At 61.4% G+C, this 17,312-nt stretch carries 11 protein-coding genes; 5 read left to right on the plus strand and 6 right to left on the minus strand.

Annotated elements, in window-relative coordinates:
* The first annotated feature begins 68 nt into the window (after nt 1-68).
* The gene (locus L4923_RS18120) at nt 69-743 is read left to right on the plus strand and encodes a DsbA family oxidoreductase (RefSeq protein ID WP_239367619.1); all 675 of its coding nucleotides are present in this window, start codon (nt 69-71) and stop codon (nt 741-743) included.
* A 5-nt stretch (nt 744-748) separates the two neighbouring features.
* Here the strand turns inward: L4923_RS18120 and mfd are convergent, their stop codons facing one another.
* Together mfd and L4923_RS18130 are read right to left on the minus strand one after the other, a co-directional pair.
* Nucleotides 749-4,237, minus strand: a complete 3,489-nt coding sequence (gene mfd / locus L4923_RS18125; protein ID WP_239367621.1) for a transcription-repair coupling factor — start codon at nt 4,235-4,237, stop codon at nt 749-751.
* Nucleotides 4,238-4,244: 7 nt separating this feature from the next.
* Nucleotides 4,245-4,547 carry an FAD assembly factor SdhE gene (locus tag L4923_RS18130; RefSeq protein ID WP_239367623.1) on the minus strand — a complete coding sequence of 101 codons (303 nt, stop codon included), beginning with the start codon at nt 4,545-4,547 and terminating at the stop codon, nt 4,245-4,247.
* Nucleotides 4,548-4,741: 194 nt separating this feature from the next.
* Here L4923_RS18130 and L4923_RS18135 point away from each other — a divergent pair, with 194 nt between their 5' ends.
* From L4923_RS18135 to recG, 3 genes are all read left to right on the plus strand, one after another.
* The gene (locus tag L4923_RS18135) at nt 4,742-4,996 is read left to right on the plus strand and encodes a hypothetical protein (protein ID WP_239367625.1); all 255 of its coding nucleotides are present in this window, start codon (nt 4,742-4,744) and stop codon (nt 4,994-4,996) included.
* A gap of 119 nt (nt 4,997-5,115) precedes the next feature.
* Nucleotides 5,116-6,987, plus strand: a complete 1,872-nt coding sequence (locus tag L4923_RS18140) for a RiPP maturation radical SAM C-methyltransferase (protein ID WP_239367627.1) — start codon at nt 5,116-5,118, stop codon at nt 6,985-6,987.
* 75 nt (nt 6,988-7,062) lie between these two features.
* Nucleotides 7,063-9,171, plus strand: a complete 2,109-nt coding sequence (recG, locus tag L4923_RS18145) for an ATP-dependent DNA helicase RecG (RefSeq protein ID WP_239367745.1) — start codon at nt 7,063-7,065, stop codon at nt 9,169-9,171.
* Here the strand turns inward: recG and L4923_RS18150 are convergent.
* The 4 genes from L4923_RS18150 to L4923_RS18165 all read right to left on the minus strand — a co-directional run bounded on the left by L4923_RS18150 (nt 9,123) and on the right by L4923_RS18165 (nt 14,248).
* On the minus strand, nt 9,123-9,875 hold the full coding sequence (locus L4923_RS18150) for a DUF502 domain-containing protein (RefSeq protein ID WP_239367629.1): 753 nt from the start codon (nt 9,873-9,875) through the stop codon (nt 9,123-9,125). The genes recG and L4923_RS18150 overlap by 49 nt on opposite strands.
* A 115-nt stretch (nt 9,876-9,990) precedes the next feature.
* Nucleotides 9,991-11,814: a glutamine--fructose-6-phosphate transaminase (isomerizing) gene (glmS, locus tag L4923_RS18155; RefSeq protein WP_239367631.1), complete on the minus strand. Its 1,824-nt coding sequence runs from the start codon at nt 11,812-11,814 to the stop codon at nt 9,991-9,993.
* Nucleotides 11,815-12,070: 256 nt separating this feature from the next.
* A complete protein-coding gene (gene glmU, locus L4923_RS18160; protein WP_239367633.1) occupies nt 12,071-13,420 on the minus strand; it encodes a bifunctional UDP-N-acetylglucosamine diphosphorylase/glucosamine-1-phosphate N-acetyltransferase GlmU in 1,350 nt (449 codons plus the stop codon).
* A gap of 81 nt (nt 13,421-13,501) precedes the next feature.
* Nucleotides 13,502-14,248 carry a cytochrome c biogenesis CcdA family protein gene (locus L4923_RS18165; RefSeq protein ID WP_239367635.1) on the minus strand — a complete coding sequence of 249 codons (747 nt, stop codon included), beginning with the start codon at nt 14,246-14,248 and terminating at the stop codon, nt 13,502-13,504.
* A 502-nt stretch (nt 14,249-14,750) separates the two neighbouring features.
* Here L4923_RS18165 and topA point away from each other — a divergent pair.
* Nucleotides 14,751-17,312 (plus strand): type I DNA topoisomerase, encoded by a 2,562-nt coding sequence (topA, locus tag L4923_RS18170; protein ID WP_239367637.1) that lies wholly within the window; start codon nt 14,751-14,753, stop codon nt 17,310-17,312.

Below are 17,312 nucleotides of genomic sequence, written 5' to 3' on the forward strand. Positions count from 1 at the left end.
CTTTATGCAATTCGGGACGGAAACCGCTCCGCCCTCCTGGAATTGCCATGCTGCGAAAGGACGAAGCGATGAGCGAGACCCTTAGCATCGACGTGGTGTCGGATGTCGTCTGCCCCTGGTGTTTCCTTGGCCAGAAGCGGCTGCAGCACGCCATCGAGAGCTTGAAGGATGTGAGCGTCGAGGTGCGCTGGCGGCCATTCCAGCTCGATCCGACCATTCCGGCGGAAGGCAAGGACCGCAAAGCCTATATGCAGGCCAAGTTCGGCGACGGAGACCGATTGAAGCAGATCCACGCCAACCTGGTCTCGCTGGGTGCGGTGGAAGGCATTTCATTCGATTTCGATGCCATCAAAGTGGCTCCCAACACCTTGGACGCACATCGCGTCATCCGTTGGGCGGGCACTGCCGGCATTGCAGTCCAGAACAATCTGGTCGCGCGGCTGTTCAGCGCTTACTTCGAGCATGGCGAAAACACCGGCGATCCTCATGTGTTGATCGAGGCGGCACGCGAGGCCGGCATGGACGTTTCCATCGTAGAGACACTGCTGCCGACCGACGCGGACGCCGAAGCCGTGCGCGCCGAGATTGCGACCGCCTCGCGCATGGGCATCACCGGCGTGCCATGCTTCCTGATCGAAGGGCGTTACGCAGTGATGGGCGCACAGGACACGGACACGCTCGCCGATGCGATCCGTCAGGTCGCCGAAGCCAAGGCGCGCGGAGAGCTGGAGAAGGCGGTTTAAGCTAGCTAGACTGCGAGTTTCGCCAGTTGCGTCATCACGACGGCTGAGCCGGCAAGGCGCTTTTCGGCCGTCGGCCAGTCGCGGGTAAACACCACGCTCTGGTCCGGCCTGATCTTGGCGAGCGATCCCTGCTCGCCGATAAATTTGACCAGGCCCACAGGATTGGAGAATTCCTTCTTGCGGAACTGGATAACGACGCCCTTCGGACCGGCGTCGAGCTTCTCGACATTGGCCTTGCGGCACAGGGCCTTGATGAACACGATCTTCAAAAGGTGCTTCACTTCTTCCGGTAGCGGACCGAAGCGATCGATCAGTTCGGCGCCGAAGGCGTCAATCTCTTCGGTGGTCTCCAGATCGCCAAGGCGGCGGTATAGGGCCAGCCTGAGCTGCAAATCCGGCACGTAGCCCTCCGGGATCATGACTGCGGTGCCGACGGTGATCTGCGGCGACCAGCCGGTGTCGGCCACCTCGCCGGAATCCTTCACCTCCGCGACCGCTTCTTCCAGCATTTGCTGGTAGAGTTCGAAGCCGACCTCCTTGATGTGACCGGACTGCTCTTCGCCGAGCAGATTGCCGGCGCCACGGATATCAAGGTCATGGCTGGCGAGCTGGAAACCTGCCCCCAGCGTATCCAGCGACTGCAGCACCTTCAGACGGCGGTCGGCGGTGTCGGTGAGCTTCTTGTTCGCCGGCAGCGAAAACAATGCATAGGCCCGTACCTTCGAACGACCGACACGACCGCGCAGCTGATAGAGCTGCGCCAGACCGAACATATCGGCGCGGTGCACGATCAGGGTGTTGGCGGTCGGAATGTCGAGACCGGACTCCACGATCGTGGTGGAGAGCAGCACGTCGTACTGACCGTCGTAGAAGGCGTTCATGATGTCGTCGAGCTCGCCCGGCGGCATCTGGCCGTGGGCGACGGCCACCTTGAGCTCCGGCACCTCGGCCTTGAGGAAATCGTGGATTTCAGAGAGATCCGAGATCCGCGGCACGACATAGAAGGAGTGGCCGCCACGATAACGCTCGCGCAACAGCGTCTCGCGGATGACCAGCGGATCGAATGGCGAAATGAAGGTACGGACCGCCATGCGATCCACCGGCGGTGTGGCGATCAGCGACAGTTCGCGCACACCGGTAAGCGCCAGTTGCAAGGTGCGCGGGATGGGCGTTGCCGACAGCGTCAGAACGTGCACGTCGCTCTTCAGCTCCTTCAGCCGCTCCTTGTGCTTGACGCCGAAATGCTGCTCCTCGTCGACGATCAGCAGGCCGAGATTCTTGAACGAGATGGAGGAGCCGAGCAGCGCATGGGTGCCAACGACGATATCGACCGTGCCGTCGGCAATACCCTTCTTGGTTTCCGCCAATTCCTTGGTGCCCACCAGCCGCGAGGCTTGGCGAACCCGGATCGGCAAGCCTGAGAAGCGCTGCGAAAAGGTCTTGAAATGCTGGCGCGACAGCAGTGTCGTCGGCACCACCACGGCGACCTGGAAACCCTCCATGGCTGCAATGAAGGCGGCGCGCAGCGCCACTTCCGTCTTGCCGAAGCCGACGTCGCCGCAAATCAGGCGGTCCATAGGGCGGCCGGCGGAAAGATCCTCGGTGACCGCATCGATGGCAGATTGCTGGTCGTCGGTCTCCTCGTAGGGGAAACGTGCGGCGAACTCGCCATACAGCCCATCGGCTGGAACCATGCTTGGAGCGGCGCGCATCTGCCGTTCGGCTGCGATGCGGATCAGCTGGCCCGCCATGTCGAGCAGCCGTCGCTTCAGTTTGGCCTTGCGCGCCTGCCAGGCGCCGCCGCCCAGCTTGTCGAGTGTCGCTTCCGCCGAATCCGAACCGTAACGAGACAAAAGCTCGATGTTCTCGACAGGCAGGAACAGCCGGTCGTCACCGGCGTACCGGATTTCGAGACAATCGTGCGGTGCGCCGGCGGCCTCAATGGTTTTTAGGCCAACGAACCGACCAATGCCGTGATCCGCGTGAACGACGATGTCGCCGTGCGACAACGAGGCTGCCTCGGCGATGAAATCGGCCGCCCGTTTCTTGCGCTTGGAGCGGCGCACCAGCCGGTCGCCCAGAATGTCCTGTTCGGCAACGACGACCAATGCATCGGTCTCGAAGCCGGTTTCCAGCGGCAGGACGGCAAGCCCCGCCTCGCCCGGCGCGAGCTTTTCGGCCTCGGCCAGCGATGCGATTTGCTTGATGTTGCCGAGGTGGTGTTCGGCGAGAATCTGGCCAAGGCGATCGAGCGAGCCTTCGGTCCAGCCGGCGATGACGACACGACGCTTGGCGGCACGCTCCTCCGCAATGTGTTTGACCGCCACGTCGAAGACATTGGCATTGGGATCGGCGCGTTCCTCGGCGAACGAGCGTCCCGCACGCGAACCGGCATGGAAAACCTTGCGGTCGCCGGCATCTGGCGCATCGAAGGGCGTGAATTCGATTTGCTCGCGGTCACCATTCGCGCGCTTCACGTCTTCCGGCGCCAGATACATCAACGCCGGCGCAACCGGCTTGTACGGCACCGCATCCTTGAGCGCTGCGTCAGCCTGTTTGCGCCGGGCTTCATAGTGGTCGAGGATCAGATCGTGCCGCTCGGCCAGCGCCTCATGCGCCAAGTGATCGAATACCACCGGCGCGTCCGGCAGATAGTCGAACACGGTTTCCAGCCGCTCGTAGAAGAACGGCAACCAGTGCTCCATGCCGGCGAAACGGCGACCTTCGGAAACCGCCGCATAAAGGCCGTCATCACGCGATGGCGCACCGAAGGCTTCGATGTAGGAGCGGCGGAATCGGCTGATGGTTTCGGGCGTCAGCGCCACCTCACTCATCGCCTGCAATGTCATCGACTTGCGCTGGCCGGTCGTGCGCTGGCTGGCGACATCGAAGCTGCGGATCGATTCCAGCGTGTCGCCGAAGAAGTCGAGGCGCAAGCCCTCGCTCCAACCCGGCGCGTAGAGATCGAGGATGCCGCCGCGAACAGCAAATTCGCCGATATCGCGCACTGTCGGCACGCGTTCAAAGCCGGAATTTTCCAGCCGCGCTATCAGCTTGTTCATATCGACCTGATTGCCGGGCCTGGCGTGGAAGGTCTGACTTTCCAGCAATTCGGCAGGCGGCATACGCTGCAGCAGCGCATTCACCGTCGTCAGCACGATGGCCCGATGCGGCTTCCTGGCCAAAGCGATCATGGCCGCCAGGGCATCGAGCCGGCGCCCGGCGGCATCCGACCCCGGCGAAACACGGTCGTAAGGCAGGCAATCCCAGGCCGGCAGTTCCAGCACCGGCAGTCCGGGCGCAGCAAAGCCGAGCGCCTCGACAATAGCGGGCAGGCGCTGGCCGTCACGAGCGACGAAAAGCAACGGCCCATCCGGCGCGATTTCGCTTGCGGCCTGTACCAGCGCGAACGCTTCGAAGCCGTCGGCGACACCGTCGACGATATAGGAGGCGGCGCGGCCCTTGGGCAGGCCGATTTTGGGTATCAAGCTCATGATCGTTTCAGAATTCGAGCGTTTGGCGCGACGCCAGGATCTTATGCAGGACAGGCAGATCGATGTCGCCGGGAACCGGCTCGCCGCCGGTCAACCAAGGCATCAGCACCGTATCGGAGATTTCGAGGAGCCTTTCATATTGGTCGATTTCATCGGCGGTCAAGCTGCCGATCTCGCGCTCCGCGAAGTTGCCGAGGATGAGGTCCATCTCCTTCATGCCGCGATGCCAGGAGCGAAAAAGAAGTTTCTTGCGGTGCGGGTCCAGCTCATTGTTCGCCACTCTTGCGTTCGATCGTGTCGTTGCGGTCATGGCGGCGGCGTTCCTCACTTGCAGCGCGCATATAGCGTGGATAGACGGCGGTGTCAGCCTGTTCGCCACCAAAGGCCCCCTGACAACTCAATCGCCGATATGCGTGACTGTGATTGATCTCACAGTCCTACACCCGGCTTCGTGCTCAGATTTGCGGTGCACTCAACCATCTGCCCACAAGAGGGAGCATGATCATGGTCAAAGCTGTCACTAAAAGTGCTACCAAAACCACTGTCGCCAGTCTGAAAAGCACCGATGTGAAATTTGGCGACAGTTTTCTCAGCGATCCGTCGAAAGCCTTGAAAGCCAAGGGCCTGATCATTTCGGACGCCGAAGCCGCCCGGCTCTCGCGCGAGGTCGCCAAGCTTAGAACGCGCCCCGGCGGTACGCTTACCGGTTCCGAGGCCGCGGAAACCGAAGTCACCGTCTCCGTCGGCGTCAAATTCTGACGGCAAGGACAGGCAACCACCGTCGATGCAGCTTGCGTTCATCGTGCAAGACCCCTCCGCATCATGCGTATCAACGCTAGGCGGAGGGGGCTTTCTCGCCAACAAAACACAGGTGCGCCATGTTCGACGCAGACTATAGAACAGCCGATATTCTCGTAGTAGTACCGCCCTTCGCAAGCCCGGATCGACCGGCACTCGGCCCTCACGTGATTGCTGCACGCGCCGAGCAAGCCGGCTACCGAACCAGGGTGCTCTACGCCAACCTCTCCTTCGCCAGCCGGGTCGGTGTTCGGCGTTACCAGAAGCTCTGCGGGACCCCGACCGGACTGCTGATCGGAGAACGGATTTTCGCGCGCGCCATGTTCGGAGCCAAAGCACATGGGCATATGGAGCCCGATGTCCAGCGCGCCATTGCCGCGGCGACCGCCCCATCGGCCGTCACGCTCGGCTGGCTGCAGGAAGCCGCAAAGCAATGGGCCGACGACTTCTCCGCGGAACTCGCCGCGATGCCCGCGGGCATTGTCGGCTTCAGCACCGTCTTCGAACAGACCCTCGCCGCGCTATCCATTGCGAAACGAACCAAAAAAGCAGCATCGGGCAAGACCTTGCTGCTCGGCGGCGCCAATGTCGACGGCGTTATGTCTGAAGGCATCCGCCCTCTGGCGGGCTCGATCGACTATATCTTCTCCGGCGAAAGCGATGTCTCCTTTGTCGATTTCCTGGCTAATCTGCGCGATCAAAAAACCGGCAAAGGCAAGATTATCCGTGGCGAACCGCTCGAGACGCTCGATGACTCGCCGATGCCGGACTATGACGACTATTTCGTACAGCTGGCACAGACGGTAGCTTGCGACATTCACCCGGACGGACTGCGTCCGGAAGAGATCTGGCTTCCTTATGAAACAAGCCGCGGCTGCTGGTGGGGCGCCAAGCAGCATTGCACCTTCTGTGGTCTCAACGCCAACGGTATGCAGCATCGGCAGAAATCGGCGGACAAGGCGTTCACCGAACTCAATGACCTTGTTACGCGGCACAAGGCGACGAGGATCATGATGGTCGACAACATCATGCCGCACTCCTACTTCTCGACGCTGCTTCCGGAGCTGGCGAAGGCCGAAAACAAGGTCGGCATCTTCTATGAGCAAAAAGCCAATCTCTCCTTTCAGAAGATGAAGTTGCTGAAATCGGCCGGGGTCGAGCGCATCCAGCCCGGTATCGAGTCGCTTGCGACCTCGGTCCTGAAATTGATGCGCAAGGGCAGCACGCTGAAGATCAATCTTGATTGCCTGCGTTTCGCCCGGTCGCTTGGCATCGAAGCGGCGTGGAACTTGCTGACCGATTTTCCGGGTGATGAGGACGCAGCCTATGAGGTTACGGCGGATCTCATACCGCTGCTGCAGCACCTGCAGCCCCCGGTGGGTGTCGGCCAACTCAGCATCGAACGGTTCAGCCCGTATTTCGACAAGAGGGATGACTACGACATCACCAATGTCCGGCCCATTCCGGCCTATAGCCTGGCATTCCCGACGGTAAAGCGTGCCGACGACATCGCCTATCATTTCATCGGTGACTACGAGTCCAGCCTGCGCCGCAGGCCCGACCTGGCGCGCCGGCTGGGTGACGGTGTCGAAGCCTGGAAGGCCGCCTGGGCGCCGGACCGCGCCATGCCCGTCCTGCACGTGCTCGATCTCTCGCCCGGTCGTTACCTGCTCGCGGACACGCGCGCCTGCGCCAATGTGGATGCCGAAATCCTCAACGAGGCGACGATGTCAGCCTATCTTTCCGGCACTGGCGACCAGACGGTGCTCCGACGCGGGCTCGACCGGGGCTATCTGCACGACGATTACGGATTGCTGCTGCCGCTAGCGACGGCAGCGGAACATCTGCTCGAGAGATTCGAATCGCCGCGTTCCCAGTCGGACCGACCACCTCCCGATCGGTATGACCCAACATCCGCAAGGGCTGATCGCCTGAAACGCGCCGGCGCGTGACACCAGCAGTTCACGACGTCAGGAACCGGTCGCATATGCCTTGCACATATGGCCGGTTCCGCGCTTATTGCGGTGATGCGCCCTTCCCTGCTCGACCCGCTGTTCTCGTCCATCACGATACTTGCCGGTGTCGGATCGAAGGTCGCCGCGCTCATCGAACGAGTGCTGCCGGTGGACCTGGGCGACCGGGAAGCGCGTGTGGGCGATCTTCTGTTCGTGCTGCCGAACTCGGTCATCGACCGCCGCAATCGCCCAGGCATCTCCAATGCGATCGAAGGCGCGATCGTCACGTTGGAAGTGCGCATCGACCGTCACCAGCCGCCCCCGCGCGGCAACAGGACCGTGCCCTACCGGGTCTTTGCGCATGACGACACCGGCGAGATCACGCTGACCTTCTTCCACGCCCATGCCAGCTATCTCGAAAAAGCAATGCCCGAGGGCGAGCTTGTCGTGGTGTCCGGACGTATGGAGTGGTTCAACGGCCGGCCAAGCATGGTGCATCCCGATCATATCGCGCTGGCAAGCGATGCAGGCAACCTGCCGCTGGTCGAACCGGTCTATCCGCTGACGGCGGGACTTTCCTCGAAAGTGCTGCGGCGTGCCATCGGCCAGGCGCTGGAGCGTGTACCCGTCCTTTCGGAATGGCAGGACGCCGGGTTCATGCGGCGCCATACTTTTCCGCCATTCGCAGCGGCACTCGGCCGGGTGCACAATCCGGAGAGCCCGATCGACGCTCAGCCGGAGAGCGCGGCCTGGCGCAGGCTTGCCTATGACGAGTTTCTTGCGGGCCAGGTCTCGCTGGCCTTGGTCCGCTCACGCATCCGCAAGCTGTCAGGCCGACCATTGAACGGCAACGGCCAGATCATCGAACGGCTGCGTGCAACCTTGCCTTATTCGCTGACCGTCTCCCAGGAGGCCGCGCTCGCCGAGATCCTGACCGACCTTGCGACGCCTGAACGCATGCTGCGCCTGTTGCAGGGCGATGTGGGCTCCGGCAAGACCGTGGTTGCGTTGCTGGCCATGGCACGTGCGGTCGAAGCGGGCGGCCAGGCGGCGCTGATGGCGCCAACCGAAATCCTGGCGCGCCAGCATCTCGCCACCATCGCGCCGCTCGCCGAAAAAGCAGGCCTCACCACAGCCATCCTCACAGGCCGCGAAAAGGGACGCGAACGCACCGAGACGCTGGCCAGACTTGCCGACGGTTCGATCAACATCGTCGTCGGCACCCATGCCCTTTTCCAGGAGACCGTTTCTTTCCACAACCTGGTCTTCGCGGTGATCGATGAGCAGCACCGTTTCGGCGTGCATCAGCGCCTCGCCATGACCGCCAAGGGCGATGCTCCCGATATGCTGGTCATGACCGCGACGCCGATCCCACGCACGCTGGTGCTGACCGCCTTCGGTGACATGGATGTCTCGAAGCTCACTGAAAAGCCTGCTGGGCGCCAGCCGATCCGCACGGTCACCTTGCCGCTGGAACGGCTGGACGAATTGGTCGGTCGCATCCGCGATGCGGTCGTCGAAGGCCAGAAGATCTACTGGATCTGTCCGCTCGTCGAGGAATCCGAAGAAATCAAGCTGATGTCGGCGGAGGACCGCTTCTCATCGCTGAAACCGGTATTCGGCAACCAGCTCGGGCTGGTGCATGGCCGCATGAAAGGTGCCGAAAAGGACGAAGCCATGCGTGCCTTCAAGGATGGCGAAACCCGTGTGCTGATCGCCACCACGGTGATCGAAGTTGGAGTCGATGTGCCGGACGCCACAATCATGGTGATCGAGCATGCCGAGCGCTTCGGCCTTGCCCAGTTGCACCAGTTGCGCGGCCGCGTGGGTCGTGGCTCGAAGCCGTCGAGTTGTGTGCTGCTCTACAAGGACCCGCTCGGCGAGACGGCGAAACGCCGGCTTTCGGTGATGCGCGAGACCGAGGACGGCTTCGTCATTGCCGAAGAGGATCTGAAGCTCCGCGGCGAAGGTGAGCTTCTCGGAACGCGCCAGTCAGGAACGCCGGGTTTCCAGATCGCCCGCATCGATGCTCATGCCGATCTTCTGGAGGCCGCGCGCGACGACGCAAGGCTGATCCTCTCCGGCGATCCAGACCTGCAGGGCAAACGCGGCGAAGCGCTTAGGCTGTTGCTTTATTTGTTCGGACGCGACGAGGCGGTCCGGCTCTTGCGGGCCGGCTGAGGCAAGGTTCCAGCCGGCGGATTGCCGAGATCGATCAATTGCCCATCCGGCCCCTTGACCTTTTTCCTCGGGTCCGGAGCGACAAGGCCGGCCGACACGATCAGGCGGGCGCCCTCCTCGATGGTCATGTCCAGCATGACGATCTCGGACTTGCGGACATACATCAGGAAACCGGTGGTCGGGTTCGGTGTACAAGGCATGAAGACACCCATCAGCGGATCGCCCTCGACATCGAGCTTCTCGTTGATTTCGGTGTGCTTCTCGCCGGCGACGAAGACAAGCGACCAGACATCCTTGCGCGGATATTCGACAAGGCCGACCTGGCGAAACATCTCGCTCTTGTTCGAGAGCACGGTCTCGAAAATCTGCTTCAGTGACCCATAGATGCCGCGTACCAGCGGCATGCGCCCGAGCAGGCGCTCGCCGAAGGTGACTATGGCACGACCGACGATGTTGGCGGCAAAGAAGCCGATCAACGTGATCAGGACCAGCGCCACGATGAGCCCGAAACCGGGGACCGCAAACGGCAGATAGGTGTCGGGATTGTAGCGTCCCGGAATATACGGTTTGACCCAGGAATCGACCCAGCCGATGAACGACCACGCAATATAGGCCGTGATGGCGAGCGGCGCGCAGACAATGAAACCGGCGAGGAAATAGTTCCTCAGACGCGCTATCGCTGATGTCCTGGGGGTGTCCGACATTCCGTGCTCGAGGATTGGCTGTGCTCTAAGATTGTGCGCTGCACCTATCTTAGAGCATCAACACGGATGGGCGACAATCACTATCGCGACAGCAGCATCATGAAAGCCTGAGCCGTCACTCCACCGTGACGGACTTGGCCAGGTTGCGCGGCTGATCGACGTCGGTGCCCATGAACACGGCCGTGAAATAGGCCAGCATCTGGATGGGCAGCGCGTAGAGGATCGGCGCGATGATCTCCGGTACGTCCGGCAGGACAATGGTGTCGATCGTCTTCACCGTCGACTTTTCGGCGCCCTTCCTGTCGGTGATCAGGATGATCTTGCCGCCTCGTGCGGCCACTTCCTGCATGTTCGAGACAGTCTTTTCGAAGATACGGTCGTGCGGAGCGATGACAACGACCGGCATGTTTTCGTCGATCAGTGCGATCGGACCGTGCTTGAGCTCGCCCGCCGCATAACCCTCGGCGTGGATGTAGGATAGTTCCTTGAGCTTGAGCGCGCCCTCGAGCGCCAGCGGGAAGTTGGTGTCCCGCCCGAGATAGAGCACGTCGCGGTGATGGGCGAGATCGCGCGAGACCTTCTCGATCTGCTCCTCCAGCTTGATGACCTGGCTGGCGAGGCGTGGCGCCTCGGCAAGCTGCTTGACCAGCTTCGCTTCGTCATCGGGCGAGATGAAGCCGCGGGCAACGCCGGCGCGCACTGCGAGTGCTGCCATTACCGAAAGCTGGCAGGTGAAGGCCTTGGTCGAGGCCACGCCAATCTCGGGCCCGGCCAGGATCGGCAGGACGACATCGGCCTCTCGCGCCATGGTCGATTCACGCACATTGACGACGACGCCGATCGGCACGCCTTCCTTGCGGCAATAGCGCAACGAGGCCAGCGTATCGGCAGTCTCGCCCGACTGCGAAATGAAGAGTGCGGCGCTGTTCTTCGACAGCGGCATCTCGCGGTAACGGAATTCCGAGGCGATATCGATGTCCACCGGAAGCCGCGCCAGACGCTCGAACCAGTATTTGCCGACGAGGCCTGCGAGGTAGGCGGTACCGCACGCCGAGATGGCGATACGATCGATCTTTGCGAAATCCCATGGCAGGTCCAGTGCCTTAGCCTTGCCGTTGGTGAAATCGATGTAGTTGCCGAGCGTGTGGGAAATGACTTCCGGCTGCTCGTGGATTTCCTTGTGCATGAAGTGGCGGTGATTGCCCTTGTCGACCAGGAACGAGGTGCCGATCGACTGTTGGCGCTTACGCTCGACCTTGTTGCCATCCATGTCGAAGATGGAGATCTCGTTGCGGCGTACCACCGCCCAGTCGCCATCCTCGAGATAGGTGATCGAGTTGGTGAACGGCGCCAGCGCGATGGCGTCCGAACCGAGATACATCTCGCCCTCGCCATGGCCGACAGCGAGCGGCGGGCCGTTGCGGGCGCCCACGATTAGGTCTTCGTCGCCCTTGAACATGATCGCGAGCGCAAACGCGCCTTCCAGCCGCTTCAGCGCGTTGTGAGCTGCCTCGACCGGCTTTGCGCCGCGCGCCATCTCGCGCGAAACCAGATGGGCGACGACTTCGGTGTCGGTCTGCGAGGAGAATTCATAGCCATCAGCCGAAAGCTCGGTACGCAGTTCGGCAAAATTCTCGATGATACCGTTGTGGACGATCGCCACGCCATTGGAAAAATGCGGATGTGCATTGGTTTCGTTGGGAACACCGTGCGTTGCCCAGCGGGTGTGGCCGATGCCGATGGTGCCGTCGAGCGGCTCGGCCTGCAGCCGGCGCTCGAGGTTGACCAGCTTGCCCTCGGCGCGGCGACGCGACAGTTCGCCATGCTCGATCGTAGCGACGCCCGCTGAATCATAACCGCGGTATTCCAGCCGCTTCAGCGCGTCGACAATCAGCGGCGCTACCGGCGAATGGCCGACAATTCCAACAATTCCGCACATAAAAGCTGCCCCGATTCCTCTTGGCGATAACCCGGCCGCTGTTTAGTCGACCGCTGCCGCCCACGACAATCACATTGCGTTTCGTCAAGTCTTTTGACTTAGAGCGTTTCCGGTTTCTTCCGGAAACGCGGAACGCTCAAACTTTTTTGCGCAACTCCGGATGGAAAACCGCTACGCACTTTTCCTTGGAATTGCTTTAGACCTATCTCACTGCCTCGTATGACAGGCCTTTCACGAAGTCCAGCCGCAAGAATACCTACTTCTTGGCAGCAGAAGCGCGCCGCTCGCGCAGCTCCTTGCCTTTGCCCGGCAAGGTTTTCTGACGAGCACGACCGAAAGCCAAAGCATCTTCGGGGACATCTTCAGTGATCACGCTTCCCGATGCGATGTAAGCGCCATCTCCAAGCTTCAGCGGCGCGACCAGAGAAGAATTCGAGCCGACGAAAGCCCCTGCCCCGATGTCGGTGAAGAACTTGGAATAGCCGTCATAGTTGCAGGTGATGGTCCCTGCACCGATATTGGCGCCCGCACCGACACGCGCATCCCCGATATAGGTCAGGTGGTTTACCTTGGCGCCCGCCTCGATCCTGGCATTCTTGACCTCGACGAAATTGCCAACCTTTGCCTTGGCGGCGAGATCCGAACCCGGGCGCAACCGGGCATAGGGGCCAATGTCGGCATTTGCGGCAACGGTGGCACCCTCCAGATGGCTGAAGGCGTGGATTTTCACCCCTCCGGCGATCTTCACGCCTGGGCCGAAGAAGACGTTGGGTTCGACAATCGTGTCCTGGCCGACTTCGGTATCATGCGAGAAATAGACGGTTTCCGGAGCGATCAGCGTCACACCGGCAAGCATCGCCTCGCGGCGGCGGCGCTTCTGCCAGATCGCCTCGGCCTCGGCGAGTTCAGCGCGGTTGTTGATGCCGAGCGCGTTTTCATATCCTGCCTCGGTAGCCACGACGTCGAGCCCCTTGGCGTTGGCAATCTCAACGATGTCGGTCAGATAATACTCACCCTTGGCATTGGCGTTGCCGACACCGTCCAGCAAATCAAGTGCATGTCTGCCGGACACCGCCATCATGCCGGCATTGCAGAAGCCGATCTTGCGCTCCTCTTCGGTACAATCCTTTTCCTCGCGGATCGCGGTGAGTTTGCCGCTCTTTTCAAGCAGACGCCCATATCCCGAAGGGTTCGGCGGACGAAAGCCGATCACCACCACCGCGACGCCTTCGGCGAGTTTGGCCCGCGCTGCGCCAAGCGCTGCCGCATCGATCAGAGGCGTGTCGCCGAACATGACGAGAATATCGTCATAACCCTTGGCGATGGCATTGCGCGCGGCCAGCACTGCATGTGCCGTACCCAGGCGTTGCTCCTGAACGAACGTCCCGGCGCGGGGCGCGAACTTTTCCGCCGCCTTGCGCATCTCGTCGGCGCCGTGACCGATAACCAAAGCAATGTCCGTCGCGCCAGCGGTCTCCGCAGCCTTCACCACATGCGCCACCATCGGCAGGCCGGCAATCTGATGCAGGACTTTCGGCAGCGCACTTTTCATACGCGTGCCTTCGCCAGCGGCGAGGATGATGGACAGGCAGGTTCTGGATGTCATGAGCAGCTACCGATGGAAGAAAAGGTGAGGCCTTCTAGCATCGGCGAACTATGGTACCAATATGGTTAAATTCGGAGGCCGTTATCCAAGGCGCCCGAGCGCAGGGAAGTTTTCCAGCAGCCAATAGGCCATCACCTGCACGCCGCCGGTCAGGAAAAAGACGCCGGCAACAACCAATAGCGCGCCGATCACCTTCTCGACCCGTCCGAGATGAACGCGGAATTTGCTCAGGAACCGCATGAAAGCGCCCGAGAACAACGCTGCGATCAGGAACGGGATGCCGAGGCCTAGTGAATAGGCGGCAAGCAGCAACGCACCTTCACTCACCGTCTCGCGCCCGCCGGCCAGCGTCAGGATCGGCCCAAGCACCGGACCGATGCACGGCGTCCAGCCAAAGGCGAAGGCCAGGCCCATGACATAGGCCGCAACCGCGCTGGCAGGCTTGCCTTGCGACTGGAAGCGCGCCTCCCTCGACAATAGCGGAATGCGCAGGATGCCTAGGAAATTCAGGCCCATCAGGATGATAAGAACGCCGGCGATCATCGCCAGCGGTTCCTGGTAGACGCGCAGCAACCGTCCGATGGTCGAAGCGCCGGCACCCAAAGCAATAAAGACGGTAGAGAAGCCGAGAACGAAGGCAATAGAGGCAGCGATCAACGCGCCACGGGCCCTCGCCTTTGCGGCAACACCGGCGTTGCCACGGAAATCCTCAACGGAAACCCCGGCCATGTAGCATAGATAAGGAGGCACCAGCGGGAGCACGCATGGTGACAGGAAGGAGATCGCCCCTGCCCCGATCGCGCTGACATAGCCGACATCCAGTGCCATATTTGATGCTCCGTCCGTTGCGCAGCAGGATATAGCCCCGCTGGAGCCCGGTCTCCAATCATCATTATGTGGCAAGTCAGCGCAGAACAGTGGGCAGCCGATGACGAAGTTGTGAGGCCCATAAATTTCGGAACGCGGACTTTCTTCGGCCTTTGCGACGTCCCAGTCGTGTTCGGTGCAGAAGACCGCAATGCCGTTCGGCGCGATAAAAGCCCCACTTTGACATAGACAACAGTTCCTGTTGCCGCTCTCTATTCTTGGCAGACCGAAGCTTCTTCCACGTCGATGTGACATAATCGAAGTCGCGCTTGACGGCGTCGTACTGCAAAGACCTCAAGCTGCAAAAGATCGCCTCTAAATGCGCGGCTTCCGCCCGGCCTGAGGCATCCAATTTGCGGCAACCTCTTGACCGGGCTGAAAAGCACGGCCATTTGACGGGCGGATTTTTCAGCTTCCGGCGCCCCTCTTTACGGTTTGGCGCCGCACGGGAACGCAGCCGCTCATGGACATCGTCGTCGTCGAGTCGCCGAACAAGGTTAAAAGCATCAACAAATATCTCGGCCGGAACTACAAGGTTCTGGCCTCCTTCGGCCATGTCCGCGACCTGCCGGCCAAGGACGGCTCGGTTAAGCCTGACGAGGATTTTTCCATGTCCTGGTCGGTCGATACATCGTCGGCCAAGCGGCTGACCGACATTGCCAAGGCGGTAAAAGAGGCCGATGGCCTGATTCTCGCAACCGACCCGGATCGCGAGGGCGAAGCCATTGCCTGGCATGTGCTGGAGGTGCTGAAGCAGAAGAAGGTGCTGAAGGACAAGCCGGTCAAACGTGTCGCCTTCAATTCCATCACCAAGCAGGCGGTGCTTGATGCGATCGCCAACCCACGCGAGATCGATCCGCCGCTGGTGGATGCCTATCTGGCGCGCCGCGCTCTCGACTATCTGGTGGGCTTTACCCTGTCGCCGGTATTGTGGCGCAAGCTGCCAGGCGCTCGTTCCGCCGGCCGCGTGCAGTCGGTGGCATTGCGTTTCGTCTGCGATCGCGAGGCGGAAATCGAACGCTTCGTTCGCGAGGAATACTGGCAGATCGCCGCTGTCCTCGGCACGCCTCGCAACGAGAGCTTCGAAGCCAGGCTGACTGCCTATGAAGGCAAGAAGCTACAGAAGCTCGACATCTCTTCGCAGAGCATGGCCGACGACATCAAGGCAATGCTGGAGGGTGCATCCTTCCGGGCATTGTCGGTCGAAGCCAAGCCGACCAAGCGCAATCCTGCACCGCCTTTCACCACCTCGACGCTACAGCAGGCGGCCTCGTCGCGGCTCGGCTTCTCGGCCCAGCGCACCATGCAGGTCGCCCAGCGCCTCTACGAAGGCATGGACATCGGCGGTGAGACTGCGGGCCTCATCACCTATATGCGTACCGACGGTGTCCAGATGGCGCCCGAAGCGATCTCGGCGGCCCGTGACACCATCGGCAAAGAGTTCGGCGCCAAATACCTGCCGGAAAAGCCGCGTCACTATACGACCAAGGCCAAGAATGCGCAGGAAGCCCACGAGGCCATCCGTCCAACCGATTTCAACCGCACGCCGGCCGAGATGCGCAAATATCTCGATTCCGACCAGGCGCGGCTCTACGAGATCATCTGGCAGCGGGCGATCGCCAGCCAGATGCAGCCGGCCGAGATCGAGCGCACCACGGTCGAGATCGAAGCCCGCAATGGCGCGAAAATCGCCGGCCTACGGGCAGTGGGTTCCGTCACCCGCTTCGACGGTTTCATTGCTGCCTACACCGATCAGAAGGACGAAGATTCGGAGGACGAGGAGAATCGCCGTCTGCCCGAAATCCGCGCAGAGGAAACACTGAAGCGCGAACAGGTCAACGCCACGCAACACACGACCGAACCACCGCCCCGCTACTCCGAAGCCTCGTTCATCAAGAAGATGGAAGAGCTGGGAATCGGTCGCCCTTCGACCTATGTCGCGACGCTGAAGACGCTGGAAGACCGCGACTACATCAAAATCGAGAACCGCAAGCTGGTACCGCAGTCAAAGGGCCGGCTAGTCACCGCCTTCATGGAAGGCTTCTTCGAGCACTATGTGGAGTATGACTTCACTGCCTCGCTCGAGGAGAAGCTCGACGAGATTTCGGACGGCAAGCTCGCCTGGAAGGATGTGCTGCGCGACTTCTGGAAGGATTTCTCGGGCGCCGTCGACGGCATCAAGGAACTGCGCGTCACCGATGTGCTCGACGCCCTCAACGAAGAACTCGCGCCACTGGTCTTCCCGGAGCGCGAGGACGGTTCCAATCCACGCATCTGCCCGAAATGCGGCAGCGGCAACCTATCGCTGAAACTCGGCAAGTTCGGTGCCTTCGTCGGCTGCTCGAACTATCCCGAATGTGGCTATACGCGCCAGTTGGACGGCCAGAACGGCAATGGCGAAAACGGTGCGGTCGAGGACGGCACCAAGCTGCTCGGCAAGGATCCGTATACGGCCGAAGAGATCACGTTGCGGTCGGGGCGTTTCGGCCCCTATGTGCAGCGTGGCGAAGGCAAGGATGCCAAGCGCTCCAGCCTGCCCAAGGGCTGGACGGCTGCGACGATCGATCATGAGAAGGCGCTGGCGCTGCTGTCCCTGCCCCGCGATGTCGGCCAGCATCCGGAGACCGGCAAGATGATCTCAGCCGGCCTTGGCCGTTACGGCCCGTTCGTGCTGCATGACGGCACCTATGCCAATATCGAAAGCATCGAGGATGTGTTCTCCATCGGCCTCAACCGCGCCGTCTCGGTTCTGGCTGAGAAGCAGTCGAAAGGCCCGGGCGGCCGCAATGGCGGAACGCCGGCGGCACTAAAGGATCTTGGTGAGCACCCGGCCGGCGGCGGCAAGATCACCGTGCGTGACGGCCGCTACGGCGCCTATGTCAATTTCGGCAAGATCAACGCCACGCTGCCCAAGGGCAAGGACCCGCAGACGGTGACGATCGATGAGGCGGTCGCGCTCATCGCCGAAAAAGAAGCCAAAGGCGGAGGCGGCAAGAAGCCGTTCCGCGGCAAAAAGAAGGGATAG

Source organism: Terribium retamae (assembly GCF_022347545.1).
GTDB classification, from domain to species: Bacteria; Pseudomonadota; Alphaproteobacteria; order Rhizobiales; family Rhizobiaceae; genus Mesorhizobium; species Mesorhizobium retamae.